Here is a 26,825-nt window from a genome sequence, read left to right as displayed (position 1 = left end):
TTCGCGGAAAAACTGTCGCCAATCCCGAAACAAGTCCATAATCTCGCCCAAATCTGTCGCTAGAAACAGACCAATGATGAGCATGAACACCGCCCCCTCTGTCCTTCCGGCCCGTCGGCTGCGCGATTTCGCTCTTTTGGGCGGATTGCTGGCGCTGGTGGGTATCGGCCTTGCGGGGCTCGCGGCGCAGACCGGGTGGGAGGAAAGCTGGGCCCAGGCCTCGCGCCTCGGCCTCTGGCAGATCGGAGCCCTTCTGGGCCTGTCGCTCGTCAATTACCTGTTCCGCGCCGGTCGCTGGCACCTTTTGGCGCGCCGCCTCGGCCTGCAGGTCGGCGCGCTGCAATCGCTGGGCCATTTCCTTGGCGGCTTCGCGATGTCTGTCACGCCCGGCCGCGTCGGAGAGCTTGTGCGCATGCGCTGGCTCAAGCGCGAAACCGGCTGGGCGGTCGAACGCACCGCGCCTCTCGTGCTGATGGATCGCGCCGGAGACCTCGCTGCGATGGCGCTGATCCTTGGTGGCTCGGTCTCGCTCGCGGCGGGCGGTATCGCCGGGGCACTGCCGGTGACGGTGCTGGCCCTTGCCGCCGCGATTGTCGCCACCCGCCCGCGCCTGCTGGCAGCCTGCATCACCTTCGCCCATCGCCTCACCGGCCGTTTTGACCGGCTCTTCGCCCGCGCCCGCCGCGCCGCGCGCACGCTCGCGCGTTTCAGCCACGGGCCGACGCTGGCGTTCAGCCTCGCGCTCGGGCTTCTGGGTTGGACCGCCGAGGGCTATGCCTTCGACCTCTTGCTGAGCTGGATGGGCGCCGACATCGGTCTTGCCAAGGCGATCGCGATTTTTGTCTTTGCCACGCTGGCCGGGGGGCTGACCGGCGCGCCCGGCGGCCTTGGCGGCGCCGAGGCGGCGATGGTCGCGCTCCTGACACTCGAGGGCGTGCCGCTTGAAATCTCGGTGCCCGCCACCGCGATCATCCGCCTCACCACGCTCTGGTTCGCGATCGCGATCGGGCTTGCCGCCTTCCCGCTGGCCGAGCGCCGCTCGCTTCGCAGTCAACAGGTGCGCCCATGATCTGGACCCAGACCGATTACGCCGGATGGGGCCGCGCGCTGCGCGCCTCGGGCGAGGTTGCCCGCCCCGAAAGCCGCGCCGATCTGGCCGCGCTGTCCAATGCGCCCGCGATGGGGATGCGCCGGTCCTACGGGGATGCGGCGCTGAATTCGGGCGGGCGCGCCGTGGACATGAGCCGCTTTGACCGGCTCTTGGGTTTTGACGCCGAAACCGGGCTGCTAGAGGTCGAGGCCGGTGCCCGCATCGGCGATATCGCCACGGCTTTTGCGCCGCGCGGCTGGATGCCCGCCGTGATGCCCGGCACCGGCTTTGCCACGGTCGGCGGCTGCATTGGGCAGGATGTACATGGCAAGAACCACCATAACGCCGGGAGCTTCGGCCAGCATGTGGCCGAGGTCACGCTGCTGCAAAATGGCGTCGAAGCCACCGCCACACCCGGCTCCGCGCTGTTTGAGGCGACGATGGGCGGGCTGGGCCAGACCGGCCTGATCACCTGCGCGACGCTGCAAATGAAACGCTGTAAAGGCGACCTGATGCTGGTCACCGAGCGGCGCGCCAATGACTGGGACGAACATCTCGCGCTCCTCGATGGCTCCACCGCCAGCTACACGGTCGGCTGGATCGACGCGACCGCAAGAGGCGCCGACATGGGCCGCGGCATCGTCGAAGAGGGCGAGAATGGCGCGGGCCTGATGAAACGCCGCCGCGGCGCGCATCGCGTGCCAATGGACGCACCTCATTTCGCACTGGCGAAACCCGTGGTGCGCGCCTTCAACTGGGCCTATTTCCACCGCGTGCCCGCGCATGGCCGCACCCTCGTACGCCCACTCGAGGCGTTCTTTTTCCCGCTCGACAAGATCCACGACTGGAACCGGCTTTACGGCCAGCGCGGATTTCATCAGTTCCAATGCGTCGTGCCCTTGGGCGCGGCCGCCGCGCTCAAGGCGATGCTGGCCGAGATCGCAGGCTCGGGGCTGGCCTCGCCTCTCGCGGTGCTCAAACGCATGGGGCCGGGGCGCGCGGGATACCTGAGTTTCCCGATGGAAGGCTACACGCTCGCCATCGACTTCCCGAACCGCACCGAGGCCCGGGTGCTGATCAAACGGCTCGAGGCGATGACCGCCGAAGCCGGTGGGCGGCTCTATTTCGCCAAGGATTCGCTGGCCGAGGGGGCCGCGATCCGCGCGATGTATCCCGATCTTGAAAAATGGCAGGCCGAGGTGGCCAAGGCCGACCCGCAAGGGGCGCTGGCCACCGACCTCGTGCGCCGCCTTCATCTGAGGACTGCATGACATGAACAGCTGGATCATCCTTGGCGCCACCTCCGGCATGGCCCGCCCCTTCATCCGCCGCCTCGCCGAAAGCGGCGCGCAACTGTTCCTTGCCGGGCGCCGGATGGAGGAACTGGAGGCGCTGGCCGCCGATTGCCGGTTGCGTGGCGCGCCCAAGGCCGAAGTCATGGCCTTCGATGCGCGCGACCCGGCGAATTACGCCGCGCTGATCGACCGTTTCGTGCAGGAAGAGGGCACACTGAACGCCGCCGTCTTTGCCGGCTCGATGCCCGAACAGGCGCAGATCGACGCCACCCCCGAGCTGATCGAGGGCGTGATCGCCGACAGCTTCACCGGCCCCGCCACCTTCCTGCAAATGCTGGTCCCGGAAATGGAGACGCGCGGCGCGGGCACGGTGATGGGCATCGCCTCAGTCGCGGGCGATCGCGGGCGGCTCGGCAATTACGTCTACGGCGCCGCCAAGGCGGCCTTTGCCACCTACCTCTCGGGGCTACGCAACCGCGCCGGGCGCAAGGGCGTCCATGTCATCACCGTAAAGCCCGGCCCCGTCGATACGCCGATGACGCAGGGCATGAAGATGCCCTTCATGACCACCCCGGACGCCGTGGCCGACGACCTGATGCGCGCGATCGAGAAGAAGCGCAACGTCGTCTATACCGCGCGGATCTGGCAGGTGATCATGACGGTGATCCGGCTGATCCCGGAGCCGGTGTTCAAGAAACTCTCGATCTGATTTCACTTTGCGTCAAATATCCCCGCCGGAGGCTCCGACGGCCGCCGCCGGACGCTCCGCGGGGGATATTTTGAGCAAAATGAAGGGGTTTAGCCGCCGAACCACTGAGCCCAGAGGCCTGCGGCCCAGAACATCAGGCTGAGCGTGATCATCAGGATGCCGAGCCCGAGCTTGTCTTTCAGCGCAAAGACGATCGGGTCGTAATCCTGCTTGCCGAACCAGCCCAGCGCGACCATGCGGATCAGCCACCAGCCCATCGGCACCATCGCGAGCCAAAGCAACCATGTGTCGGGGTACAAAACACGGCCCTGATCCGAGACGGAATAGAGAAAGAAAATTACCAGCGCGCCGACGACGCCGATGCCCGCGACATTGAGCAGGTCGCCACGGTCGGCCCGGCCATAACCACGGCCGGGCAGGCGCTCGTCTCCGGTGGCGAGCGTCAGTTCGGTCAGGCGTTTCACGCAGCCGAGCGCAATGAAGACCGGGAAGATGAAGATCAGCATGTAGATCGAGACATCGACCTGCCCCGCCGCTGCGCCGGCGACGACGCGGATCGTGTAGAGCGAGGCCAGCGTCGCGATATCGACCCAGCGCATCCGCTTGAGCTTGAGCGAATAGGCGAGCGACAGGAGCATGTAGAACAGGACGACCCCGAAGAACCCCGGGTTCAGCGCGGCGCCGAGCCCCAGCGCCAGTGTCGCCAGCGCCACAAAGGCCGCCATGCCGACGGGAATCGGGACGTCTCCGCTGGCGAAGGGGCGCTTGAACTTGGTCGGGTGGCGGCGGTCGGCCTCGAGGTCGAGCAGGTCGTTGATGATATAGATCGACGAGGCCGCCGCCGAGAAGGCGACGATGCCCAGCAGGATCGGCACCAGCGTCGCCAGATCGAAGCGATGCGAGGCGATCAGCGGCAAGAGAAGCAGGACGTTCTTCACCCATTGATGCGGGCGCAGCGCCTTGATCAGGCGGCGCAGCGTCCAGCCGCCTTCAAGCTCGACGACAGGCTGGCCTGCGGCGGAAAGCTCCGATGCGGCCTTGGCGTCGCCCACGACATAGGCGGTGTGCGCATGCGGCCAGACCGCGCGATCGGCGGCGGAATCGCCCACATAATCGAACCCGCCCTCGCCGAATTCCGCGACCAGCGTGCGCGCCTTGGCGCCCGCCTTGAGATTGGTTTGCCCATCCGAGGCGAAAACGCGCGGCGACAGGCCCTGCTGTTCGGCCAGCGCGCGCACCTGTGCCTCATCCGAGGCGGAAGCCAGGATCACCTCACGGCCCTCGGCCTTGGCCTCGTCGATCAGCCGCGCCACGCTGGGCGTCACAGGCATCAGGTCAAGGCGCAGCGCAGCGACCCGCGCGATCTCGGCCTTGAGCGCGGCGCGATCCCCCAGATGCGTCAACGCGGCCCCAAGCGTCGCACGGGGCGCCTTGGCCAGCCCCGCCCAGAAGCCCTCGAACAGAAGGTCGGTGCGCAAGAGCGTACCATCCACGTCCAAAACAAGCGGGCGCGCCTGCTGCGCATCGGTCATCTCGGTCATTGCTACCCTTTCACCGCGAAGACGCAGCCGTCGGTCACCAGTTCGGGCGGCGTCAGGCAAAGCCCGCGCGCGACATGCCAGGCGGCAAGAACCTTGGGAACGTAGCCCCGCGTCTCGGCATAGGGCGGCACGCCCCCATTCGATTTCACCGCATTCTCGCCCGCGTTATAGGCGGCCAGAACCATCAGCGGATCGCGGTCGAATTCCTTCATCAGCCAATCCAGATAGGCCACGCCGCCGCGGATATTCTGCCCGGGATTGGAAATGTCGGTGACCTTGAAACGCTCGGCCGTGGCGGGGATCAGTTGCATCAGCCCGACGGCCCCGGCCTTCGAGACCGCCTCGGCGCGCCCCCCGGATTCGGTGGCGATCACCGCCAGAACCAGCGCGGGCGAAACCTCGGTGCCGATCGTGGCCGAAAGGATCTCGGCGCCATGCGATTGCGCGATCTCTTGCAGATGGGCAAGGCGCGGTGCGTTGACCGACTTGCCGCCCGGCCCCTGCGACAGCGCCGCGACGGCCTTGTCGAAGCGGCCCGCGCGCTCGGCCAGCATGGGCGAGACCAGCTCCCAATACCAATCATAGGGGCTGGGGCCCGAGGCGGGCTTGACGCCCCCCGGCAGTTTGGTCACCGGAGTGAAAGGCTGCGCGGCCTGCACCGCCAAGGCGCGCGCTTGCTCCGCCGGGTCGATCTGGATCGTCAGAAAGCGCCGCGTGCCAGGCTTTGGCGGCGTCACGCGCTTGGGCGTCACCTTGCCGTTATACGGGTCGAAAGCTTCGGGCGCCGGGGCCTCGGCCACCGTCGGCGCGCCCCAAAGGAGCGCAAGCATCGCTGCCGCAAGTAGTTGATTTCGGCGCATTTGCGCTGCCTGTAATTATACACTGCTCGTTGCGGGGTTTTCCCCATTGCCTCCTTTATCCGGGAAAAGCGGCAAAAAATCCAGAAAAAGCGCGCAAGGCGCGTCGCGCGCCCTCCGGATCGAGGACAATCTGCGCCAGCCGCGCTGTCCCGGCAGGGTTCATCCGGGCAATGTTTGAAATTTAAGTGTTACTTTCCAGCGCATTAGGCAGCGCAACTCCGGAGGCTGCGAATTTTCAAATGTTTCTTAAAGCTTCGTAAAAACGCCCCTACGCGGCCAAATTCCTGCCATTTTCCAAGCGCCCAATACCCTCATGCCGCGATGCTAAACCCGGTCAGAGGTCGACCAGAGTTTCGCGGAGAAACCCTGAGACCCAAACGGAGAGATCCAATGAAACTGTTCAAACTGACCCGCAAGTTCCGCAACGAAGAAGACGGCGCTGTGACCGTTGACTGGGTTGTGCTCACCGCTGCTGTCGTCGGCCTCGGCGCCGCCGCTCTGGCCCTGATCCGTCAGGAAACCGCCACCCTGACCGGCGACATCGCCAGCTACCTGAACACCGCCTCGGTCAAGACCACCTTCTAAGTCGGTCCCACCAGGCAAAAATCAGAGCCGCCCTACGGGGTGGCTCTTTTCTTTGTTTATCAATCTGTTGCGACGCCACGGGGCACGCCGCTCGCAGGATGCAAGCGCCCGGATTGCAAGCCGCAAAATGGTTTCTGAATTACCCATAATATTGCCAGAACTCGCCCCATTTGCGCCCGATTGCGGGGCGATAACATCCTCATACCGCGACGCAAGGCCCTGGTCAGAGGTGGTTCGAACGGCGCGCTAACCTGCAACAGATCACTGACACCCCAAGGAGAGATCCAATGAAACTGTTCAAACTGACCCGCAAGTTCCGCAACGAAGAAGACGGCGCTGTGACCGTTGACTGGGTTGTGCTCACCGCTGCTGTCGTCGGCCTCGGCGCCGCCGCTCTGATGCTCATCCGTCAGGAAACCGCGACCCTGACCGGCGACATCGCGAGCTACCTGAACACCGCCTCGGTGAAGACCACCTTCTAAGCTGGTCGCGCAATTCGCGCTTCTGGAGGGCCGCCCTTGGGGCGGTCCTTCTTATTTTTCGGGGTCCGGGGGTGGCGCTTCAGCGCAAAATTGATCGTAAAATTCCCCGAAGATAGCCAAGAGCGGCCCAAATCGCGCCCGAATCCAAGCCGATAAAGAGCCCATGCCGCGATGCTAAACCCGGTCAGAGGTCGACCAGAGTTTCGCGGAGAAACCCTGAGACCCAAACGGAGAGATCCAATGAAACTGTTCAAACTGACCCGCAAGTTCCGCAACGAAGAAGACGGCGCTGTGACCGTTGACTGGGTTGTGCTCACCGCTGCTGTCGTCGGCCTCGGCGCCGCCGCTCTGGCCCTGATCCGTCAGGAAACCGCCACCCTGACCGGCGACATCGCCAGCTACCTGAACACCGCCTCGGTCAAGACCACCTTCTAAGTCGGTCCCACCAGGCAAAAATCAGAGCCGCCCTACGGGGCGGCTCTTTTCGATTCAATGCCTTGATTTCACAGAAAAACGTTGGTGCGCAAACTAAAACAATTCTCGCTTTCGCCCAATTTACGCCACCTTGTCAGGCGAAAACTATGAGGAATGGGCCGTGAGCCCCCCTGTGAGTTCGGAAAGGTCGGCGTATGATCAAGACCCTCATCAAGCTGCGGATTTGCCTCACCGATGAAAGCGGTGCGGTCACCGTCGACTGGGTCGTTCTGACGGCCGCAATCGTCTCGCTTGGTTTCCTTGTCGGCGGCGTGATCTGGTCCGAAGCCGATAATGCCGCGCTCGATGTGGCGCGGTTCCTGTCATCGCAATCGGTTACGACGTCGTTCTGACGACACGCCGCAGGGAGAGCGGCGCGCGGCCACCAAAAAGCCGCAATTTGACCGAATGGTAAGGCTTGGCCCGGCCTGTTGGGGTCCGTTGCAAAACGAGGGAAAGTAAGATGCGTCTAGTCTTTGTCCTGTTTCTGGCTCTTGGCATCGCACTTGCCGGCATGGCCGTTTACATGGCGCAGGGTCAGATTGCGCAGTTCCAGCGTGAACGCGACTACCTGCTTGCCTCCCAGAAAAACGCCCCGGCGATGATCGATGTGGTCGTGGTCAAACGCCCGCTGAAATACGGCGAGCGCTTTACCCTCGCAGACCTCGAAGTGATCAAGGTTCAAAAGGGCAAGACGCCGGCGGGTGTCTTCCACCTGCTGACCGCGCCCCAGACCGCCCCCGAGATCAAGGTCGCGGCCTTTGCCGAAGGCGAGACCCGCCCGCGCGCCGCCCTGCGTTCTTATGAACCCTTCGAGCCGCTTCTGGCGACCAAGGTCACCCCGCCTGGCGTCGATGCCGGGATCGCGGCGAACCTCGCGCCGGGCATGCGCGCTTTCACCATGAAGGTCGATGCGACCTCGGGCGTTTCGGGCTTCCCGCGTCCGGGCAGCTACGTCGACGTCTACTGGTCGGGCAGCATTAGTGACGCGCCGGTCACCAAGCTCATCATGTCGAGCGTGAAACTGATCGCGATCGACCAGAGCGCCGACGCGGACCGCTCGGAAGAAACCAAGATCGCCCGCACCGTCACCGCGGAAGTCTCGCCCGAAGAGGTTGCCGCGCTCACGCTCGCGCAGTCGACCGGCAAGCTGACGCTTTCGCTTGTGGGCATGAGCGAAACCGCGGCCGCAAACCCGATCGAGCTGGACCGTGACACGCTTCTGGGCATTGAACGCGCCGCCGAAATCCGGGTCGAGAAGAAGCAGATCTGCACGATCCGCAACCGCAAGGGCGGGGAACTCGTCGAAGTCGAAATCCCCTGCACGAACTGATGTACCCCGCGAATTCAGACGATTACCCGAAGCCCGCCCACCCGGCGGGCTTTGGTCTGTTGCGCATTCCCCACATGAAAATCGCAAGCCAAACGGTTGATTCTTGCAAAGATTCCACGTTTCCGGCATGCTACCGGCAATAATGGGCAGAAAAACCACGTTAAACAGGCATCAGACCTGTAACCTGGCGTGATCGGAGAGGCAGGTCACAATGAAACTGAGCAATTTCTTGAAAGCATGCATGCTGGGCAGTGCACTGGCTTTGGCCACGCTGTCGCCGGCGCAAGCGGAGACGCTGCGCGTGATGACGGGCTCTGCCTCGAATCCGCTTTCGGTCCCGATGAACCGCGCCGTGGTGGTCGAAAGCGACCAGCCCTTCGCAGAGCTTTCGATCGCAAATCCCGGCATCGCGGATATCACGACGCTGTCCGATCGCACGATCTATATCCTTGGCAAGGTCCCCGGCCGCACGACGATGACGATCCTCGGCGGCGACGGCAAGCTGATCACCAATGTCGAGGTGCAGGTCACCCCGGATATCGGCGAGTTCAAGGAACGCCTCAGCCAGATCCTGCCCGGCGAAAGCATCGAGGTGCGCACCGCCAATGACGGCATCGTGCTCTCGGGCACGGTCTCTTCCTCGGCCAAACTCGACCGCGCGCTCGACCTTGCGAACCGCTACGCTCCCGGCCGCGTCTCGAACCTGATGTCGGTCGGCGGCACCCAACAGGTGATGCTGAAGGTGCGCTTCGCCGAGATGCAGCGCTCGGTCGCCAAGAACCTCAGCGCCTCTCTCGCGATCAAGGGCACGGGCTTTGGCGACAATGTCGGCATCATCGGCGGCACCGGCAACTTCACCCAATCGGGCGCGGTCTCCGGCGCGTTCCCGGAAACCGGCAATGGCACGATCCCGATCGACAGCTCGACGGAAGGCGCGCTTGGCCTTGGCTTCTCGGCAGGCAGCCTCGAATTCGCCGTGCTGATGGAAGCGCTCGAATCGAAAGGCGCCGTGCGCACGCTGGCCGAACCGAACCTGACCGCGCTGTCGGGCCAGAAGGCCGACTTCCTGGCGGGTGGCGAGTATCCGATCCCGGTCGTGGATGACAACGGCGGCGTGAAAATCGAATACAAACCCTTCGGTGTCGCGATGGCCTTCACGCCCCGCGTCGTCGATGGTGACCTGATCAACCTCGAGATCGCAGCCGAGGTCTCGGGCGTCGATACCTCGGTGTCGATGTCCTCGGGCGGCTTTGCGGTCAACGCCTTCAAGACCCGCCGCACCTCGACCACCGTCGAGATGCGCGACGGCGAGAGCTTTGCCATCGCGGGCCTGCTGCAAGACGACTTCTACGACCTCAGCGGCCAGGTGCCGTGGCTGGGCGACATCCCGGTTCTGGGCGCGCTGTTCCGCTCGGCGGAATATTCGCGCCAGCAGTCGGAGCTGGTGATTATCGTGACGCCGCATCTGGTTACGCCGACGCGCGGCGAGGCGCTGGCGCTGCCGACCGACCGCGTGCGTCCGCCCAGCGAGGCTGAGTTCTTCCTCTTCGGCAAGACCGAGAAAGGCCCGAAATCGGGTGCGGCGGCCGAAGTGGCGAAGCAGGACTTCTCGGGGTCCTATGGCTATGTGATGGAATGAGCAGCGGGCACGGGAGAAAGTGATGAAAACGACATTTCTCGGGATCGCGGCGTTGGCCGCCGGGCTCGCACTCTCGGCCTGCGGGCCGCAAGGCCGCGCCTTCTATTCGGAGGCTGGCAGCCAGCTCGACACCGGCTATTTCGGCAATGCCACGATGAACAACACGCTCGTGCAGAGCGGCGCGCGTGACTTCACCATCTCGCTGGCGAAGCGTTTCGCGGGCGAGGTGCCGAACACCGTCAACTTCGCCTTCAACTCGGCGGTTCTGACCCCCGAGGCGCAGGCGGTGCTGCGCCAGCAGGCCGACTGGATCAAGCAATTCCCCGAAGTCCGCTTCCGCGTCTTCGGGCATACCGACCTCGTCGGGACCAATGCCTATAACAAGTCGCTGGGCATGAAGCGCGCCCGCGCTGTCGTTGCCTATCTGACCGGACAAGGCATCTCGCGTTCGCGCCTCGAAGCGGTGGTCAGCTACGGCGAAACCCAGCCGCTGATCTTCACGCAGGAGCCGAACGAGCAGAATCGCCGCACCGTGACCGAGGTCTCGGGCTTCGTGAACTCGCATCCGGCGGTGCTGAACGGGAAATATGCGCAGGTCGTGTTCCGCGAATATATCCGCTCGGCATCGGTGATCCCGATCACGCAGATCGAAGGCACGACCCAAGGCGACTAATCGACAGAATCAACCGGAATTGTTTCCTCTTCGGGCGGGCTTGTGAAAACAAAGCCCGCATTTTTGCCGTTATCGTCGCCCAAATCCCCACAATGGAAAAAATTCGGCCCCAATCTCGCCAAGATTGATGCCGATCTTGGTCTGCAAAGGAGAGGTGCGTCCGCAGAGTCGCACCCGGCCTGGAAACGATCGCGGGGTTCAGCTCACCCCTCCCCGCGGGGCGTCCCGGCCATCTGGATAAGGACCGACGCGATGAGTGCAGTTGCAGTCTTGAACCCCGAGCCCGCGCCGATTCTGGCGTGCACGGTGTCGCGCGACGTTTCCAACTTCGATCTTCTGGTCGAAGACATGGAGACCGAGCTTGGCGAGAACTGGGGCGACCTGAGTTTCGACGATGCCGGGTTGTTTCTTGGGCAGCCCGAGGCCGATGCGCTGGAATTCATCGCGATCGCCGTCGATGCCGAGGATGAGGGCGACCTCAGCCGGATTTCCGCAATCATCTCGCTGGCCAAGGAAAAGGCGATCCGGGTGATCCTGATCGCCGATGAGGTCAGCCCGATCGCGCTGCACCAGTTGCTGCGTCTTGGCGCCGATGATTTCGTGCCCTACCCGCTGCCCGAAGGCGCCCTGCATGAGGCGATCGAGCGGCTTGGCCAGGCCGAACTGCCGCCCGAGATGCCGCAGCATGGCGACACGGGCTTCAAGGCGACGGGCGGCAAGGATGGCGTTGTGCTGGCCGTGCATGGCCTGGCGGGCGGTGTCGGCAGCACGACTTTCGCCGTCAACCTCGCCTGGGAACTGGCGACGCTGAACCTCGGCACCAAGAAGGACCCCGGCACGCCGCCGCGCGTCTGCCTGCTCGATCTCGACCTGCAGTTCGGCTCGGTCGCGACCAGCCTCGACCTGCCGCGGCGCGAGCTGGTCTATGACCTGCTCGTCGACACGGCCAATATGGATGGCGAGTCTTTCTCGCAGGCGCTGCTGACCTTTAACGACCGCCTGCAGGTGCTGACCGCGCCGGCCGACATGCTGCCGCTCGACCTGCTGAACTCCGAAGATCTGGACAGGCTGATCGACATCGCACGGGCGAATTTCGATTTCGTCGTGATCGACATGCCGAAAACTGTCGTGTCCTGGACCGAGGCCGTGCTGAAACAGGCGCATGTCTATTTCGCGCTGCTCGAACTGGACATGCGCTCGGCGCAGAATGCGCTGCGGCTGGTGCGCGCGCTGCAGGCCGAAGGGCTGCCCGCCGAAAAGCTGCGCTACGTGCTGAACCGCGCGCCGAAATTCACCGACCTGACCGGCAAGTCGCGGATCAAGCGCATGGCCGAGAGCCTCGACATCTCGATCGACGTGCTGATCTCGGATGTCGGCAAGCTCGCCACGCAGGCCAACGACCACGGCGTGCCGCTGGCCGAGAGCGCCGCCAAGTGCCCGGCCCGCAAGGAAATTCAGAAGCTCGCTCAATCCATTTATGCGCTCAATGACGCGGCCGAGACCGCGGCTGGCGCCTGATCCTTAACCCAGAGGCCCGCCGATGTTCTCGCGTTACAAAAAGCCCGCCCCCACCAAGGTTCCGGCTGGCGCAGCACCTCTGCAGGCCGTGCCGCAAGCCACTCCGAAGCCCGCGCCTGAGGCGCGCGCGATGGCCGCGGCACAGCGCAAACCTTCGCCGCAAGCCGCCGCGATGGCGATGGCCGCCGACAAGGAGCGCAAGCGCAAGGAAAAGATGAGCGAGATGAAGGTGGAGCTGCACAAGCGGCTCTTGGAAAATCTCAATCTTGCCGCGCTGGAAACCGCCCGCGAGGCCGATCTGCGCCACGAGATCAGTGCGATCACCGCCGAGGCGCTGAACGACATGGCGGTGGCGCTGACCCAATCCGACCGGCAGACGCTCAACAACGAGCTTTACGACGAGGTGATGGGTCTCGGCCCGCTGGAGCCTTTGCTGAAAGACGACTCGGTCAACGATATTCTGGTCAACGGCCCGCAGCAGATCTTTGTCGAACGCTCGGGCAAGCTGGAACTGACCGACATCACCTTCAAGGATGAACGCCACCTTCTGCGCATCATCGACAAGATCGTGTCGGCCGTGGGTCGTCGCGTCGATGAATCCACACCCTATGTCGACGCCCGCCTGAAAGACGGCTCGCGCTTCAACGCCATGGTGCCGCCGATCGCGGTGGATGGCTCGCTGGTCTCGATCCGGAAATTCAAGAAGGACAAGCTGGGCATCGACGATCTTGTCCGCTTCGGCGCCTTTACCGAGGAAATGGCCGCCTATCTGCAGGCCGCCGTCTCGACCCGCCTGAACGTCATCGTCTCCGGCGGGACGGGCTCGGGTAAGACCACCACGCTGAACGCGCTGTCTTCGTTCATCGACAACTCCGAACGCATCCTGACCATCGAGGATACGGCGGAACTTCAGCTCCAGCAGGTGCATGTGGGCCGGATGGAAAGCCGCCCGCCGAACGTCGAAGGCAAGGGCGAGGTCAGCCAGCGCGACTGTCTGCGCAACGCGCTGCGGATGCGCCCCGACCGGATCATCGTGGGGGAAACCCGCGGCGAAGAGGTCATCGACATGCTGCAGGCGATGAACACGGGCCACGACGGCTCGATGACCACGATCCACGCCAACTCGGCGCGCGACGGCATCAGCCGTCTGGAAAACATGGTCGCCATGGCCGGGATCGAGATGCCGATCAAGGCGGTGCGCTCGCAGATCGCCTCGGCTGTGAACCTGATCGTGCAGGCCTCGCGTCTGCAGGACGGCTCGCGCCGGATGGTCTCGATCACCGAGATCACCGGGATGGAAGGCGACGTGATCTCGATGCAGGAAATCTTCCGCTACGAGCGCCTGGGCCTTGCCCCCGATGGCAAGATCATCGGCCGCTTTACCGCGACCGGCGTGCGCTCGCATTACTCGGACCGCTTCCGCCAGTGGGGCTACGATCTGCCCGCCTCGATCTACGAACCCGTGCAGGACTAAGAGGGGACCGCCATGATCATCTCACCCACCCCGATCATCTACCTGCTGATCTTCGTCGCCGTGATCTTGCTGGTCGAGGGCATCTATGTGCTGGCCTTCGGCAAGTCGATCTCGCTCAACAGCCGGGTGAACCGCCGCCTCGAGATGCTCGAAAAGGGCGGACGGCGCGACGAGGTGCTGGAGCAGCTGCGCAAACAGGCGACGCAGCACATGAACGCCAAGGGCATCCCGCTGTATTCGGTGCTCGCCAAGAAGGCACAGCTCGCGAATATCGCGTTTTCGCCGATGGTTCTGGTGCTGCTGATGGTGGTGCTGAGCGCCTTTGCCTTTGTCGGGCTCTCGGTGGCGACCGAAGCCGCGGCGCTGGTGCGCATCGCCATCGCGATCGTGATGGGCGTGGGCGGTGTCTATCTCTGGGTGTCGATGAAGGCCTCCAAACGCATTCGCCTCGCCGAAGAGCAACTGCCCGACGCGGTGGAGCTGATGGTGCGCAGCCTGCGCGTGGGCCATCCGTTCTCCTCGGCGGTGCAGGCCGTGGCCAAGGAAATCGCCGACCCGCTGGGGTCGGAATTCGGGATCATCGCCGACGAGGCCGCCTATGGCCGCAACATGGCCGATGCCCTCAAGGAGCTGGCCGAACGGCTCGACATGCAGGATTTGCGCTTCCTCGCGGTGGCGGTGTCGATCCAGCAGACCTCGGGCGGCAACCTCGCCGAGGTGCTCGAAGGCCTTGCCAAGGTGATCCGCGCGCGGTTCCGGCTGTTCCGCCGGGTGCGCGCCATCACCGCCGAACCGAAATGGTCGGGCGTGTTCCTGTCGTCCTTCCCGCTCGTCGTGCTGGTGGTGATCCAGGTGGTCTCGCCGAACTATTTCGACGACGTCAAGGAAACCCCCTATTTCATGCCCGCCGCGATCGCCGTGTTCGTGCTGCTGGCCTGCAACATCGCCTTCATGAAGGTCATGACCACGATCAAGGTCTGAGGATAGTCCCATGGAACAACTGCTCGCATTGCTGACCGAAAAGCTTGGCCCGATGGGGCCGGTGATCGCCCTTGTCGCGGTGGGCGGGCTGATGGTTCTGGCCACGCTGCCCTCGTTGCTCAAGAAGCGGGTCGATCCGCTGGAGCGGTTGGGTAACAAGCGCAATCCCCAAGGCCAGCGGGGCATAGGCAAGAAGGCCGACAAGGCGCAACAGCTGCGCCCCGGCGCAGGCACCGACAAGCTCGAGAAATTCTCGGGCTTCCTGGAGCCGAAAAAGGCCGAAGAGCTGTCGGAATCACGCAAATGGCTGCAGCGCGCGGGCTACCGGGCGCCCAATGCGGTGCGCACCTTCCACGCGATCCAGTTCGGGCTGGGCCTTGGCGGCGTCGTGCTCGGGCTGGGCTACATCATCCTCGCCAATGCCAACGAGGCCACGCAGCTCGACACCACCAAGATGATCCTGGCCGTCGTCCTGCCCGGCATCTTCGGCTATTACGCGCCCAAACGCTGGGTGAACCAGCGCGTCGAGGCCCGCAAGTCCGAGATCCAGTCGGGCTTCCCGGATGCGCTCGACATGCTGCTGGTCTGCGTCGAAGCGGGGCAATCGCTCGATCAGGGGATCATCCGCGTCTCCAAGGAACTGGCGAATTCCTACCCCGCGCTCTGCGAGGAATTCGAGACCGTCGCCCATGAGATCAAGGCCGGTCTTGATAAACCCTCGGTGCTGCGCGCCTTCGGGGCCCGCACCGAGCTGCCCGACGTGCAGAGCTTCGTGACGGTGATGATCCAGTCGCAGCAATTCGGGACCTCGATCGCCGAGGCGCTGCGCCTCTATGCCGCCGACATGCGCGACAAGCGCGTGATGCGCGCCGAGGAAATCGCCAACAAGATCCCGACCAAGATGACGCTGGGCACCATGGCCTTCACCGTGCCGCCGCTCCTGATCATCCTTGTCGGCCCCTCGATCCATGATATGCTTGAGAACTTCAAGATGCTTGGCCGCTGAGGCACCTGCCCGCGCCAGCAAAGCGGGCAGGACATGATGCAAACTTCCCTGCGCGGCCTCCTTGCCGCCCTCGCCCTGAGCCTGATGGCCGCCTGTTCGCAAGGCGGCTTTTCCTCACCTGCCGGAAGCCCCTACGCGCCCGGCATGGCCGAGGGCGAGGCGATCGACGGTTTGACGGTGGGCCACCGGCTGATGGCCGCGGGCGAGTATGAACTCGCGCTCAAGGCCTATTACCGCGCTGCCGCAAGCCAGGGCGCGACGGTCGATGTGCTTTCGGCGATCGGATCAGCCAATCTGAAACTCGGACGGCTCGGTCAGGCCGAACAGGTGCTGCGCCGCGCGATCGACGCCGACAACCGCTTTGTGCCGGCCTGGAACAACCTCGGCGTCGTGCTGATGGAGAAAGGCGAGGTCGCGGAGGCTGCCCGCGTCTTTGAAACCGCCTATGCGCTCGATAGTGGCCAATCGGACTCGATCCGGCAAAACCTGCGCATCGCGCTCGCAAAACGCAAAGATCCGGGTTATGTTGAACCCGAGAACAAGACTTTCTCGCTGGTCAGGCGGGGCGCAGGCGAATACCTCCTTCTGACCCGGCAGTGAGGCACGAGCAAAAGGACGCGAAAATGCGCCACCCGATCCTTGTCGCGGCCCTCGCGGGCGGCACCTTTGTCCTTGCGGGCTGCATGGGCAACAGCAACGATGCAGATGTCGCGCGCGCGATGAAAAGCGTGAACGCCGTCGACGAAAGCAACCTCTCGGACATCATGCTGACGGTGGGGAGCCCCGCCGAGGCCGTGCGCTATTTCAAGCGCTCGTCCGACGAAAACCCTGACCGCATCGACCTGCGGCGCGGGCTGGCGAAATCGCTGGTGCGCGCAGGCCGCCCGGCCGATGCGGTGCAGGTCTGGACCGCCGTCACCAAGATGGAGGGCGCCACGCTTGACGATCAGGTCGGGCTGGCTGATGCGCAGATCCGCGCGAATGAGTGGGACGCAGCGCAGGCAACGCTGAACGCGATCCCGCCGACGCATGAAACCTTTGAGCGCTACAAGCTCGAGGCGATGGTCGCGGATTCCAAGAAGCAGTGGAAGAAGGCCGACAGCTTCTATGAAATCGCGGCGGGCCTGACCACCAAGCCCGGCCCCGTCTACAACAACTGGGGCTATTCCAAGCTGACGCGCGGCGATGCCAAGGGCGCCGAAAAGCTGTTCTTGGAATCGCTGACCTTCGACAAGGCGCGCTTCACCACCAAAAACAACCTTGTCCTGGCCCGCGCGAGCCAGCGCAAATACGACCTGCCCGTCATTGACATGAGCCAGACCGAGCGGGCGCAGCTGCTTTACACGGCGGCGCTGTCGGCGATCAAGCAGGGCGATGTGGCGATCGGCAAGGGGCTTTTGCAGGACGCGGTCGAGACCCACCCGCAGCATTTCGAAGAGGCGGCGCGGGCGCTTGCGGCGCTGGATGCTAACGTCTCGAAGAGCTGATCCGTGCTTGGGCTGACCCCTCCGCAATCGGCGCTGGCCTTTCTGCTGCTGCTCAGCCCGATCTGCGCCTGGGTCGCCTATACCGACCTGAAATTCATGAAGATCCGCAATCGGGCGGTGCTGGCGACACTGGTAATCTTTGCAGTTGCCGGGCCGTTCCTGTTGCCGCTTGAGGTCTATGCCTGGCGCTGGAGCCATGCGCTGGTGCTGCTGGCAATCGGTTTCGTGCTGAACCAGATCGCGCATTTCGGCGCGGGCGACGCGAAATTCATGGCCGCCGCCGCGCCGTTCTTTTCCTCGACCGGCGCTCATGTGCAACTGGCGATCGTGCTTCTGTGCGCCTTCCTGCTCGGCGCTTTCGCCGCGCATCGGATCGCGCGGCGGATCCCGGCGGTGGTGGCGCTGGCGCCCGATTGGGTCAGCTGGACGCGCAAGGATTTCCCGCTCGGGCTGGCGCTGGTGGGCACGCTCTGGACCTATCTGCTGATCGTGGCCCTGCCCGGATAGGCGCGCGAGGGGGCGCTGCCCCCTCTGCCTTGCGGCATTCACCCCCGGAGTATTTGCGTCTCGATGAAAGGGCTTAGCCCTTGTGCGGGCGGGTCAGGATGAAGGTTTCGGTTCGCATCACCTCGTCCAGCTGCCATCCGGCCACGTCCAGCGCCGAGAGAATCTCGTTGCGGTGGGTGAGGTTGGTCGGGCAGAGCGGAACCAGCACAAATTCAGCCGTCTCGATCCCGGGCGTGCCCGCGTAATACCAGGGCGCGCCGCCACGCAGCGCGGGGAAATCGCCGTAGAGCCAGAGTGAGGAGAAGAGATCGGCAATAAGGATGCGCGCGCCGCCGTGGCCCGCAGCCTCAAGCGCCTCGGCGGTGCTTTCGAACCAGGCGTTGTAGCCGGTGCCCAGTTCGCAGACCGGCAAAGGCTCGCCATTGAAGGGGAAGGCCTCGGTCGGATCGTGCGGGGCGGTGCTGGCCTCCGGGTCCGGCTTGGGGGCCGCACGCTCGGCCCAGGCGGAATAGAGCGGGATCTCATCCGCGCCGGGGCGCGACATCGACACGCGATAGACCCGCGCGGGCGAAACCAGAAGGTCGTCATGCGCAGGGCGTTGCGACAGGAAGGGCGTGAACTCGGTCGGGTCGGCGAGGAACAGCCGCAGCGGGCTGAGCGCCATGTTGATCGCCGAGGCCGAGCCCAGCGACAGCGCGATCACGCCCGCGATCGTCAGCGCCGTGCGCAACCGCCAGCCAAAGCCGTTGGTCGCCAGCCCCGCCGGGCGCAGCGACAGCGCGAGCAGCGCCAGCAGCATCAGCCATTGCGGGTCGTTCCCGAAGTTCTGGTAGGTCACGTAGACGAAGGCGGGCACCAGCAGAAGCAGCACCAGCCCTTCGGTCATCCGGCCCGATTGGCGCAGAAAGATCACAGCCGCCATCAGGGTGAAGGTTGCGAGGATGTGCGTCGGGCCGACAAGCAGGTCACCCATCGCGAGCCCCGGCGCCGCGCGCGTCTTGGAACTGGCAACAATCAGCAGGTCGCGCAGATAGGCGAACCAGAATTCGACGCCAAGCAGGAGCGTGCCAGCGGCCACCACGGCAAGCCCCGACGCTAGCGCCACGCCCAGCATCACCCAGTCGCGCCGCGCCAGAAGCGCGATCAGCACGGCGGGCAGGAAGGCGGCGAAGTAGGTCGCCTTGATCAGCGCCATCGCCGCAAGCGCCAGCCCGAGGATCACGCCGTCGAACACCGCCATCCGGCGCTTGGCCGGCTCCAGCATTGCCAGCGGCACCGCGACATAGGCCAGCGCCCAGGCCCATCGGTTGTAATGCATCGAGGCCGAGATCGCCGGATCGCCCTCGCCATGGACGAGCGCAACGCACAGAACCAGCACATAAGCCGCGTAAAGCCAGCCGAGACGGGCAGGAAAGCGGCTCAGCGCCACGCGCAGGATCGGCACGAAGAGCACCAGCGCAAAGCCAAGCTGCGCCAGCAAAAAGGCCATGCCCAGCCCCTGCCCCGCCTTGACCAGCGCCGCGATCGGCCAGATCGCCAGAATGCCGAGCGGCGTCATGAAATCGAAATGCGGGATCTGCCCGGCCTCGGCCATCCGCAGCACCATGTCGGCCAGATGCAGCGTGTCGCCTTCATGCTTGCCGGCGATGAACACGCCACCCCAAAGCGACAGCCCCGCCAGCACCGCAAGCCACAGCGCCATCCCGGCAAACAACCGCAGCGGATCGGCCCCCGGCCGCTTCATGCCCGACATCCCAGTCTTCCCGTATTGTTTCCAATTTTTGGCCACATTAGCGGCGCATCTTGATCGTGTGAATCCGGATAGTGGGCAAATGCGGCCTGCACGTGACACGTCGAAGGAAAAGCCGCGAAGCGCGCCAGAGCAGATAGGACCGACCATGAACATGATGGTGCCCAAGGTGATCGCCCCCCCGGAGCCCCGGACCCTCGATGAGGTGGGCGTGAGCCGCGTGACCATGCGCGACATCCTGCTGAAGACGATGTTTCGCACCAATACCGAGCAGGTCAGCGCGCTCTCGAAGCTGATCGCTCTGCCGGTGACACTGGTGCAGGAGCTGATCGACGACGCGCGCACGCAGCGCCTGATCGAGGCAACCGGGACGATGCACGCGACCTCGGCCAGCGAGATGGGCTATCAACTGTCGGATGCGGGCAAGGCGCGCGCGCTCGATGCGCTGGCGCAGTCGGAATATTACGGCGCGATGCCGGTGCCGCTCACGGCCTATCGCGAGCAGGTCAAGCGCCAGTCGATCCGCAATATCCAGCTCACGCGCGACCAGCTCTTGGGCGCGATGGGGCACCTGATCCTGCCGCCCGACCTGATCGGGCAGCTTGGCCCGGCAGTGTCCTCGGGGCGCTCGATCCTGATGTATGGCCCGCCCGGCAACGGGAAATCGTCGATCTCGAACGGCATTCGCGACGCGATCGGCGACAACCTCTATATCCCGCGCGCGGTCGAATATGCGGGGCAGGTGATTACCGTCTTCGACCCGATCGTGCACACCACCGCCCCCCTGCCCGAGGACGACCCGAATTCGCTGCGCAAGACCGGCGCGCGGTTCGACCGGCGCTATGTCTATTGCCAGCGCCCGACGGTGATTACCGGGGGTGAATTGTCGCTCGACATGCTCGACCTGAAATACAACGCGACTGCGCGCACCTATACCGCGCCCTTGCAGCTGAAAAGCTCGGGCGGGGTGTTCATCGTGGACGACCTTGGCCGTCAGGCCGAGCCGCCGCAGAAGCTGGTGAACCGCTGGATCGTGCCGCTCGAAGAAAACCGCGACATCCTCTCGCTGCAATCGGGGGAAAAGTTCGAGGTGCCCTTCGACACGCTGGTGATCTTTTCGACCAACTTCCACCCGAATGAGATCTTCGACAAAGCGGCACTTCGCCGGATTTTCTTCAAGATCAAGATCGACGGGCCCGACCAGAAAGGCTTCCTCAAAATCTTCCAGATGGTCGCCAAGAAGAAGGGGATGCCGCTGAACGAGGCGGCGCTGATCTACCTCCTGCGCGAGAAATATCCGACGATCGACAATGTCTATGCGAACTATCAGCCGGTGTTCCTGGTCGATCAGATGATGTCGATCTGCGACTTCGAGGGCATTCCGCACCAGATGACGCCCGAGTTGATCGACCGCGCATGGGCGAACATGTTCGTCAGCAACGAGCATATCGAACATTGAAAAACGCCGGGGCAAGACCCCGGCGCTCTGCTTTTCAAACCAGTGCCGCGATCAGGCGGTCAGGCCTTCGGGCTCGCGCAGCCCGTTGGCGCGGCAGCAGGCGGTGACGGTATTGGCCAGAAGGCAGGCGATGGTCATCGGCCCGACGCCGCCCGGCACCGGCGTGATCGCACCGGCCACGGCGGCGGCGCTTTCGAAATGCACGTCGCCCACGAGCTTCTTCTTGCCGCCCCGCTCGATGCGGTTGATGCCGACGTCGATCACGGTCGCGCCGGGCTTGATCCAATCGCCCGGGATCATCTCGGCGCGGCCCACGGCGGCCACGAGGATATCGGCGCGGCGGCACACCGCGGCCAGATCCTTGGTGCGGCTATGCGCGATCGTCACCGTGCAGCTGTCGCCCAGCAAAAGTTGCGCCATCGGTTTGCCCACGATGTTCGAGCGCCCGACGACAACCGCGTTCAGCCCGGAAAGGCTGCCCAGCTGGTCGCGCAGCATCATCAGACAGCCCAGCGGCGTGCAGGGCACCATCGCCTTTTGCCCGGTGCCCAGCAGGCCCACGTTGGAGATATGAAACCCGTCGACATCCTTGGCCGGGTCGATCGAATTGATCACCAGATCGCTGTTCAGATGCCCCGGCAGCGGCAGCTGCACCAGAATCCCGTGCACCTCCGGATCGGCATTCAGCCGCTCGATCAGCGCGAGCAGCTCGGCCTCGGAGGTCTCGGCGGGCAGCTTGTGCTCGTATGAGTTCATCCCGACTTCGAGCGTCTGCTTGCCCTTGTTGCGCACATAGACCTCGGAGGCCGGGTCGTCGCCCACAAGCACCACGGCGAGACCCGGCGTGATGCCCTGCACCTCTTTCAGCCGCGCGACATGCGCCGCCACCTTTTCGCGCACCTGCGCGGCAAAGGCCTTCCCGTCGATGATCCTGGCGCTCATGCCCGATCCCCTTTTCCCAGAACACGTTCTTCCTGCGCGATGAAATGCTCGATCATCTCGCGCCAGAGACGCTCGGCCAGATCGGCATCCATCCCGGCGGCTTCGGCGCGAGCGCGCACCTTGGCCACCACATCCTCGACCCGCGCGGGAATGCGCGCGGGCATGTTTTCCGAAGGCTTGAGCTCGGCGGCGCGGTCGATCAGGCGAGTGCGGGCGGCCAGAAGTTCGACCAGCCGCGCATCCAGCGCATCGATCTCGGCGCGCAGCTCGGCCATCGAGCCAATCTCGTCCGGCTGTTTCATCGCCAACCCTCTCGTTGCTCCCGGGTCATATCGCAGTTTCCACGGGGCACGACAAGGCATGCTGGCTCAGAACAGACCTTCGATTTCGCCATCCGCATTGAGCCGGATCGACGCGGCCGCCGGATTTCGCGGCAGGCCGGGCATGGTCATGATCTCGCCGCAGATCACGACGATGAACCCCGCGCCCGCCGACAGCCGCACCTCGCGGATCGGCAAGGTGTGCCCCGACGGCGCGCCTCGCAACAGCGGATCGGTCGAGAAGGAGAACGGCGTCTTCGCCATGCAGATCGGCAGGTCGCGATAACCGGCAGCCTCCCATTCGCGCAGCTGGTCACGGATCTTCTTGTCGGCGATCACATCGCCCGCGTGATAGATCCGCCGCGCGATCGTGTCGATCTTGTCGAAAAGCCCCATGTCGTCGGGGTAAAGCGGCGCGAACATCGCGCCGGTGTCGGCCAGATGCACGACCTTCTCGGCCAGCTCCACCGCCCCGGCGCCGCCATCCGCCCAGTGGCGGCAGACCACCGCCTCGCAGCCCTGTTTCGCGACATAGGCCTTCACCGCAGCGATCTCGGCCTCGGTGTCAGAGGTGAAATGGTTCAGCGCCACCACGACCGGGACGCCAAAGGCCTTGGTATTCGCGATATGGCGGCCGAGGTTCGGACAGCCCTTTTCGACCGCCGCGACATTCTCGGAGCCCAGCTGATCCTTGGCCAGCCCGCCGTTCATCTTCATCGCGCGGATCGTCGCCACGATCACCGCCGCCGCGGGCTTCAGCCCGGCCTTGCGGCACTTGATATCAAAGAATTTCTCGGCGCCCAGATCGGCGCCAAAGCCCGCCTCGGTCACCACATAATCGGCCAGTTTCAGCGCGCTTTGCGTGGCTATGACCGAGTTGCAGCCATGCGCGATATTGGCGAAGGGCCCGCCATGCACGAAGGCCGGCGTATGTTCGAGCGTCTGCACGAGGTTCGGCTGCATCGCCTCTTTCAAAAGCACCACCATCGCCCCGTCCGCCCCGATATCGGCGCAGGTGATCGGGCTGCGGTCGCGGCGATAGGCGACAACGATACGCCCCAAGCGCGCCTGCAGGTCTTCGAGGTCACTGGCCAGGCACAGGCAGGCCATGACCTCGGAGGCCACGGTGATGTCGAACCCGGTCTGGCGCGGGAAGCCATTCGAGACCCCGCCCAGCCCCACGATGATCTCGCGCAGCGCGCGGTCGTTCATGTCCATCACGCGGCGCCATGTCACGCGGCGCTCGTCGATTTCAAGCGCGTTGCCCCAGTACATGTGGTTGTCGATCATCGCCGCCAGCAGGTTATGCGCCGCCGTCACCGCGTGAAAATCGCCGGTGAAATGCAGGTTCATGTCCTCCATCGGAATGACCTGCGCGCGCCCGCCGCCCGCCGCACCGCCCTTCATCCCGAAGTTCGGCCCGAGGCTCGCCTCGCGGATGCAGATCGCGGTTTTCTTGCCGATGCGCTGCAGCGCGTCGCCGAGGCCCACGGTGGTGGTGGTCTTGCCCTCGCCCGCAGGCGTCGGGTTGATCGCTGTCACCAGGATCAGCTTGCCGTCCTCGCGCCCGGCGAGGCCACGGATAAAGCGCGCGTCCAGCTTCGCCTTGTCGCGGCCGTAAGGGATCAGCGCGGCCTCGGGAATTCCCAACTTCTCACCGACCTCGGAAATCGGCATCTTCTCCGCCGCGCGGGCGATTTCGATATCATAGGGCATCAGGGTTCCTCCTCGAAGGCAGCCTAGCGGGTGGCACGCGGGGTGTTACTGCCGGAAACGACACTCGGATGGCGCAAATCGCCGCCCTTCCCTCAGGCATACCCAAAACTCCGGGGGCGAGGCTTGACCGAAATCAGGTCGCACGGGCCATGAATGGCCGTCCCGCCCATGCGCGCAGGGCAGGCGAAGTCAGGTCTCGGATAGGGCCAATGCGCCCCGGTCAGCGGACCTGCAAGACGCAGAAAATGCGGCGGAAGGGGAAGAGCACAGTGCCATCGCGCTCGGCCGGATAGGCGGCCTCCAACGCGGCCTCGTAGCGGGCGGTGAAGGCGGCACGCTCGGGCTCAGACAGCTTTTCGAGGAAGGGGCACATTGCCGTCGACTCGGTGAAGCGCCGCACCGGATGCCCGTCATCGCCCGGCAGCAGGCGTTGCAGGTAATCGGTTTGCCACAGATCCGCATGGCCCAGCGGCGAAAGAATACGCGCGTAATCGGCCAGCTCGGCCACGGGCGGTTTCCAGCCGGTAAAGTCGAAGCGATCGGGGAACATCTCGGTGGCGAATTCGCGCAGGAAGCGATGCGACGGCGCCCCGAACTGGCGCGGCATCTGAACCGCCAGAACCCCGCCCGGGCGCAGCATTCCGGCCAGCCGCGGCAAAAGCGTCGCGTGATCGCCCAGCCAGTGCAGCGCGGCATTCGAAAAGATCAGCGCGGGCGGCTTGCTCGGCTCCCAACTGGCGATATCGGCCAGATCGCAGCGATGATAGGCGCCGGTCGCCGCGGCTTTCTTAAGCATACTCTCGGAATTGTCGACACCGACGATGCGGCGCTGCCGGAACCGATAGCTGAGCGCTTCGGCCATGGCGCCCGCGCCACAGCCAAGGTCGATGACCCGGCCCTTTTCAGGCAGATCCGGCACCTGCGCCAAGAGATCCAGCGCCGGCCGCAGGCGCAGGTCGCGGAACTGACCATAGGCGTCCGGGTTCCAGTCGAGCGGAGAGATCTGCGCGCCCTTCGCCGCGTTGCCCATGGCTCAGGCCGAAGGCTCGGGCGCCGCGTCGCCGCCGGTCTTCTTGGCGCGGCTGGTCTTGGGCAGTGCGGTGACGGAGGGCAGATCGCCCGAGGGTTTATCCTCGTCGTCGTCACCGCCAAGCGCCTCGCCCGCCATCACTTTCTTGATCTCGTCACCGGTGAGGGTTTCGTATTCCAGAAGGCCCTGGGCCAGACGTTCCCATTCCTCGTTCCGTTCCTGCAGGATGCGCTTGGCCTCCTGATAGCCGGTCTCGATCAGGTCGCGCACCTCGTTCTCGATCAGCTCTTTGGTCTTGGCCGAGACCGAGAAACCACCGGTATTCCCCTGATAGCCCTCATGGGCTTCGGAATAGTCGATATTGCCGACCTTGTCCGACATGCCCCAGCGCATCACCATCGCCCGCGCAATGGCGCTGGCTTGCATGATATCACCCGCCGGGCCGTTCGAGACGTGTTCCTCGCCCCATTTCAGGATCTCGGCCGCCTTGCCCGCCATGGTCATGGTGATCTTCTGCTTGGCCTCGTCCTTGTGGTAGTTCAGCTTGTCCATCTCGGGCAGCGACACCACCATGCCCAGCGCCTGACCGCGCGGAATGATCGTGGCCTTGTAGACCGGGTCGCATTTCGGCAGCGAGAGGCCGACGATCGCGTGGCCCGCCTCGTGATAGGCGGTCATTTCCTTCTGCTCGGGCGTCAGCACCATCGAGCGCCGCTCGACCCCCAGCATCACCTTGTCCTTGGCGTTCTCGAAATCTTCCATCGTGACGAAGCGGCGGCCCACACGCGCGGCCATCAGCGCCGCCTCGTTCACGAGGTTCATCAGGTCCGCACCCGAGAAGCCCGGCGTGCCGCGCGCGATCACGCGCAGGTCGACATCGGGGCCGGTCGGCACCTTGCGGGCGTGAACCGAGAGGATCTTTTCGCGGCCCTTGATGTCGGGGTTCGGCACGTGGATCTGACGGTCGAAGCGACCGGGGCGCAAGAGCGCCGGATCGAGCACATCCTTGCGGTTGGTCGCGGCGATGATGATGATGCCTTCGTTCGCCTCAAACCCGTCCATCTCGACCAGAAGCTGGTTCAGCGTCTGCTCGCGCTCGTCATTGCCACCGCCGATACCGACACCGCGGGCCCGGCCCACCGCGTCAATCTCGTCAATGAACACGATGCAGGGCGCGTTTTTCTTGGCCTGTTCGAACATGTCGCGCACGCGCGAAGCGCCAACGCCCACGAACATTTCCACGAAGTCCGAGCCCGAGATGGTGAAGAAGGGCACGCCCGCCTCGCCCGCGATGGCGCGCGCCAGCAGGGTCTTACCGGTGCCGGGCGGGCCCACCAGCAGCGCGCCTTTCGGGATCTTGCCGCCGAGGCGCGAGAATTTCTGCGGGTTGCGCAGGAACTCGACGATTTCCTCAAGCTCTTCCTTGGCCTCGTCGATGCCGGCGACGTCGTCAAAGGTCACGCGGCCCTGCTTTTCGGTCAAGAGCTTCGCCTTGGACTTGCCAAAGCCCATCGCGCCGCCTTTGCCGCCGCCCTGCATCCGGTTCATGAAGAAGATCCAGATGCCGATCAGCACGATGAAGGGCAGCCACACACCCACGAGCGACATGAAGCCCGACTGCTCCTGCTTGACGACGCGGACGGTGATGCCCTTGTCGATCAGCTTCTCGGCGATCTCGTCGGAGAAGGGTTTGACGGTGGTGAAATTGCCGTCCTGCGTCTGGAAGCGCACGTCTTCGCCATCGATCGTCACGGACGAGACCTTGCCGTCGTTCACAGCCGTCATGAACTCCGAATAGCTCTTCGTCGTCGCGTTCATCGTGCTCTGACCGTCGCCGAACAGATTGAAGAGCGCGAGGATCAGCACGAAGAGAACGGCCCAGAAGGCAAGGTTGCGTGCGTTACCCAAAGGATACCTCCAAAACATCATTGGGCGGCGGCGAAGAGGCCACAGC

At 64.5% G+C, this 26,825-nt stretch carries 26 protein-coding genes; 18 read left to right on the top strand and 8 right to left on the bottom strand.

Translation table 11 applies throughout. The annotated features are described in order from the left end of the window. Positions 1 to 76 precede the first annotated feature (76 nt). The 3 genes from CLN94_RS00530 to CLN94_RS00520 are packed head-to-tail and all read left to right on the top strand — an operon-like array spanning position 77 to position 3,094. Positions 77 to 1,069, top strand: a complete 993-nt coding sequence (locus tag CLN94_RS00530; RefSeq protein WP_342744513.1) for a lysylphosphatidylglycerol synthase transmembrane domain-containing protein — start codon at positions 77 to 79, stop codon at positions 1,067 to 1,069. Further along, the gene (locus tag CLN94_RS00525) at positions 1,066 to 2,361 is read left to right on the top strand and encodes an FAD-binding protein (protein WP_096429935.1); all 1,296 of its coding nucleotides are present in this window, start codon (positions 1,066 to 1,068) and stop codon (positions 2,359 to 2,361) included. The genes CLN94_RS00530 and CLN94_RS00525 overlap by 4 nt, the downstream gene beginning before the upstream one ends. A 1-nt stretch (position 2,362) precedes the next feature. After that, complete coding sequence (locus tag CLN94_RS00520; protein WP_096429933.1) at positions 2,363 to 3,094, top strand: SDR family NAD(P)-dependent oxidoreductase; 732 nt, start codon at positions 2,363 to 2,365, stop codon at positions 3,092 to 3,094. 89 nt (positions 3,095 to 3,183) lie between these two features. Here the strand turns inward: CLN94_RS00520 and CLN94_RS00515 are convergent, their stop codons facing one another. Continuing rightward, the gene (locus CLN94_RS00515; protein ID WP_245845010.1) at positions 3,184 to 4,635 is read right to left on the bottom strand and encodes a UbiA family prenyltransferase; all 1,452 of its coding nucleotides are present in this window, start codon (positions 4,633 to 4,635) and stop codon (positions 3,184 to 3,186) included. Between the two features lie 2 nt (positions 4,636 to 4,637). Next, positions 4,638 to 5,465 (bottom strand): lytic transglycosylase domain-containing protein, encoded by an 828-nt coding sequence (locus tag CLN94_RS00510; RefSeq protein WP_245845009.1) that lies wholly within the window; start codon positions 5,463 to 5,465, stop codon positions 4,638 to 4,640. A gap of 420 nt (positions 5,466 to 5,885) precedes the next feature. Between CLN94_RS00510 and CLN94_RS00505 the strand changes: the two genes are divergently transcribed. The 14 genes from CLN94_RS00505 (at position 5,886) to CLN94_RS00440 (ending at position 17,654) form a co-directional block, all read left to right on the top strand. Then, positions 5,886 to 6,080 (top strand): hypothetical protein, encoded by a 195-nt coding sequence (locus CLN94_RS00505; RefSeq protein WP_096429927.1) that lies wholly within the window; start codon positions 5,886 to 5,888, stop codon positions 6,078 to 6,080. 287 nt (positions 6,081 to 6,367) lie between these two features. After that, the gene (locus CLN94_RS00500; RefSeq protein WP_096429929.1) at positions 6,368 to 6,562 is read left to right on the top strand and encodes a hypothetical protein; all 195 of its coding nucleotides are present in this window, start codon (positions 6,368 to 6,370) and stop codon (positions 6,560 to 6,562) included. 240 nt (positions 6,563 to 6,802) lie between these two features. After that, complete coding sequence (locus CLN94_RS00495; RefSeq protein WP_096429927.1) at positions 6,803 to 6,997, top strand: hypothetical protein; 195 nt, start codon at positions 6,803 to 6,805, stop codon at positions 6,995 to 6,997. A gap of 194 nt (positions 6,998 to 7,191) precedes the next feature. Continuing rightward, positions 7,192 to 7,389: a hypothetical protein gene (locus CLN94_RS00490; RefSeq protein WP_096429925.1), complete on the top strand. Its 198-nt coding sequence runs from the start codon at positions 7,192 to 7,194 to the stop codon at positions 7,387 to 7,389. Between the two features lie 110 nt (positions 7,390 to 7,499). Then, positions 7,500 to 8,369, top strand: coding sequence for a Flp pilus assembly protein CpaB (gene cpaB / locus CLN94_RS00485; RefSeq protein ID WP_096429923.1), 870 nt, complete (start codon positions 7,500 to 7,502; stop codon positions 8,367 to 8,369). Positions 8,370 to 8,580: 211 nt separating this feature from the next. Beyond that, entirely contained in the window at positions 8,581 to 10,008 is a 1,428-nt protein-coding gene (locus tag CLN94_RS00480; RefSeq protein ID WP_096429921.1) for a type II and III secretion system protein family protein, read from the top strand. Between the two features lie 22 nt (positions 10,009 to 10,030). Further along, positions 10,031 to 10,681 carry an OmpA family protein gene (locus CLN94_RS00475; RefSeq protein ID WP_096429919.1) on the top strand — a complete coding sequence of 217 codons (651 nt, stop codon included), beginning with the start codon at positions 10,031 to 10,033 and terminating at the stop codon, positions 10,679 to 10,681. Between the two features lie 252 nt (positions 10,682 to 10,933). Next, positions 10,934 to 12,199, top strand: a complete 1,266-nt coding sequence (locus tag CLN94_RS00470) for a CpaE/TadZ family protein (protein WP_096429917.1) — start codon at positions 10,934 to 10,936, stop codon at positions 12,197 to 12,199. A gap of 22 nt (positions 12,200 to 12,221) precedes the next feature. After that, positions 12,222 to 13,673 (top strand): TadA family conjugal transfer-associated ATPase, encoded by a 1,452-nt coding sequence (locus tag CLN94_RS00465; protein WP_096429915.1) that lies wholly within the window; start codon positions 12,222 to 12,224, stop codon positions 13,671 to 13,673. 12 nt (positions 13,674 to 13,685) lie between these two features. Further along, entirely contained in the window at positions 13,686 to 14,654 is a 969-nt protein-coding gene (locus CLN94_RS00460) for a type II secretion system F family protein (RefSeq protein WP_096429913.1), read from the top strand. Between the two features lie 10 nt (positions 14,655 to 14,664). Further along, entirely contained in the window at positions 14,665 to 15,660 is a 996-nt protein-coding gene (locus tag CLN94_RS00455; protein WP_096429911.1) for a type II secretion system F family protein, read from the top strand. Positions 15,661 to 15,693: 33 nt separating this feature from the next. Beyond that, a complete protein-coding gene (locus CLN94_RS00450; RefSeq protein ID WP_245845006.1) occupies positions 15,694 to 16,260 on the top strand; it encodes a tetratricopeptide repeat protein in 567 nt (188 codons plus the stop codon). Between the two features lie 23 nt (positions 16,261 to 16,283). Then, a complete protein-coding gene (locus tag CLN94_RS00445) occupies positions 16,284 to 17,147 on the top strand; it encodes a tetratricopeptide repeat protein (RefSeq protein WP_096429909.1) in 864 nt (287 codons plus the stop codon). Between the two features lie 3 nt (positions 17,148 to 17,150). Then, positions 17,151 to 17,654 (top strand): prepilin peptidase, encoded by a 504-nt coding sequence (locus CLN94_RS00440; protein ID WP_096429907.1) that lies wholly within the window; start codon positions 17,151 to 17,153, stop codon positions 17,652 to 17,654. Positions 17,655 to 17,727: 73 nt separating this feature from the next. Here CLN94_RS00440 and CLN94_RS00435 read toward each other — a convergent pair whose 3' ends face one another. Beyond that, complete coding sequence (locus CLN94_RS00435) at positions 17,728 to 19,398, bottom strand: hypothetical protein (protein ID WP_143598851.1); 1,671 nt, start codon at positions 19,396 to 19,398, stop codon at positions 17,728 to 17,730. Between the two features lie 154 nt (positions 19,399 to 19,552). Here CLN94_RS00435 and CLN94_RS00430 point away from each other — a divergent pair, with 154 nt between their 5' ends. After that, on the top strand, positions 19,553 to 20,863 hold the full coding sequence (locus CLN94_RS00430; RefSeq protein ID WP_096429903.1) for an ATPase: 1,311 nt from the start codon (positions 19,553 to 19,555) through the stop codon (positions 20,861 to 20,863). Positions 20,864 to 20,914: 51 nt separating this feature from the next. On the opposite strand, the gene folD is transcribed toward CLN94_RS00430, so the two are convergent. From folD to ftsH, 5 genes are all read right to left on the bottom strand, one after another. Then, positions 20,915 to 21,805, bottom strand: a complete 891-nt coding sequence (gene folD, locus CLN94_RS00425; RefSeq protein WP_096429901.1) for a bifunctional methylenetetrahydrofolate dehydrogenase/methenyltetrahydrofolate cyclohydrolase FolD — start codon at positions 21,803 to 21,805, stop codon at positions 20,915 to 20,917. Beyond that, positions 21,802 to 22,107, bottom strand: a complete 306-nt coding sequence (locus tag CLN94_RS00420; protein ID WP_096429899.1) for a chorismate mutase — start codon at positions 22,105 to 22,107, stop codon at positions 21,802 to 21,804. The genes folD and CLN94_RS00420 overlap by 4 nt, the downstream gene beginning before the upstream one ends. A gap of 66 nt (positions 22,108 to 22,173) precedes the next feature. After that, complete coding sequence (locus tag CLN94_RS00415) at positions 22,174 to 23,841, bottom strand: formate--tetrahydrofolate ligase (RefSeq protein WP_096429897.1); 1,668 nt, start codon at positions 23,839 to 23,841, stop codon at positions 22,174 to 22,176. Positions 23,842 to 24,061: 220 nt separating this feature from the next. Further along, a complete protein-coding gene (locus CLN94_RS00410) occupies positions 24,062 to 24,871 on the bottom strand; it encodes a methyltransferase domain-containing protein (protein WP_096429895.1) in 810 nt (269 codons plus the stop codon). Between the two features lie 3 nt (positions 24,872 to 24,874). Then, a complete protein-coding gene (gene ftsH / locus CLN94_RS00405; RefSeq protein ID WP_096429893.1) occupies positions 24,875 to 26,779 on the bottom strand; it encodes an ATP-dependent zinc metalloprotease FtsH in 1,905 nt (634 codons plus the stop codon). Positions 26,780 to 26,825 lie beyond the last annotated feature (46 nt).

It is taken from the genome of Pseudothioclava arenosa (genome assembly GCF_002358085.1).
In the GTDB taxonomy this organism is placed as follows: Bacteria; Pseudomonadota; Alphaproteobacteria; order Rhodobacterales; family Rhodobacteraceae; genus Pseudothioclava; species Pseudothioclava arenosa.
This window is presented reverse-complemented; position numbering and strand designations above follow the sequence as displayed.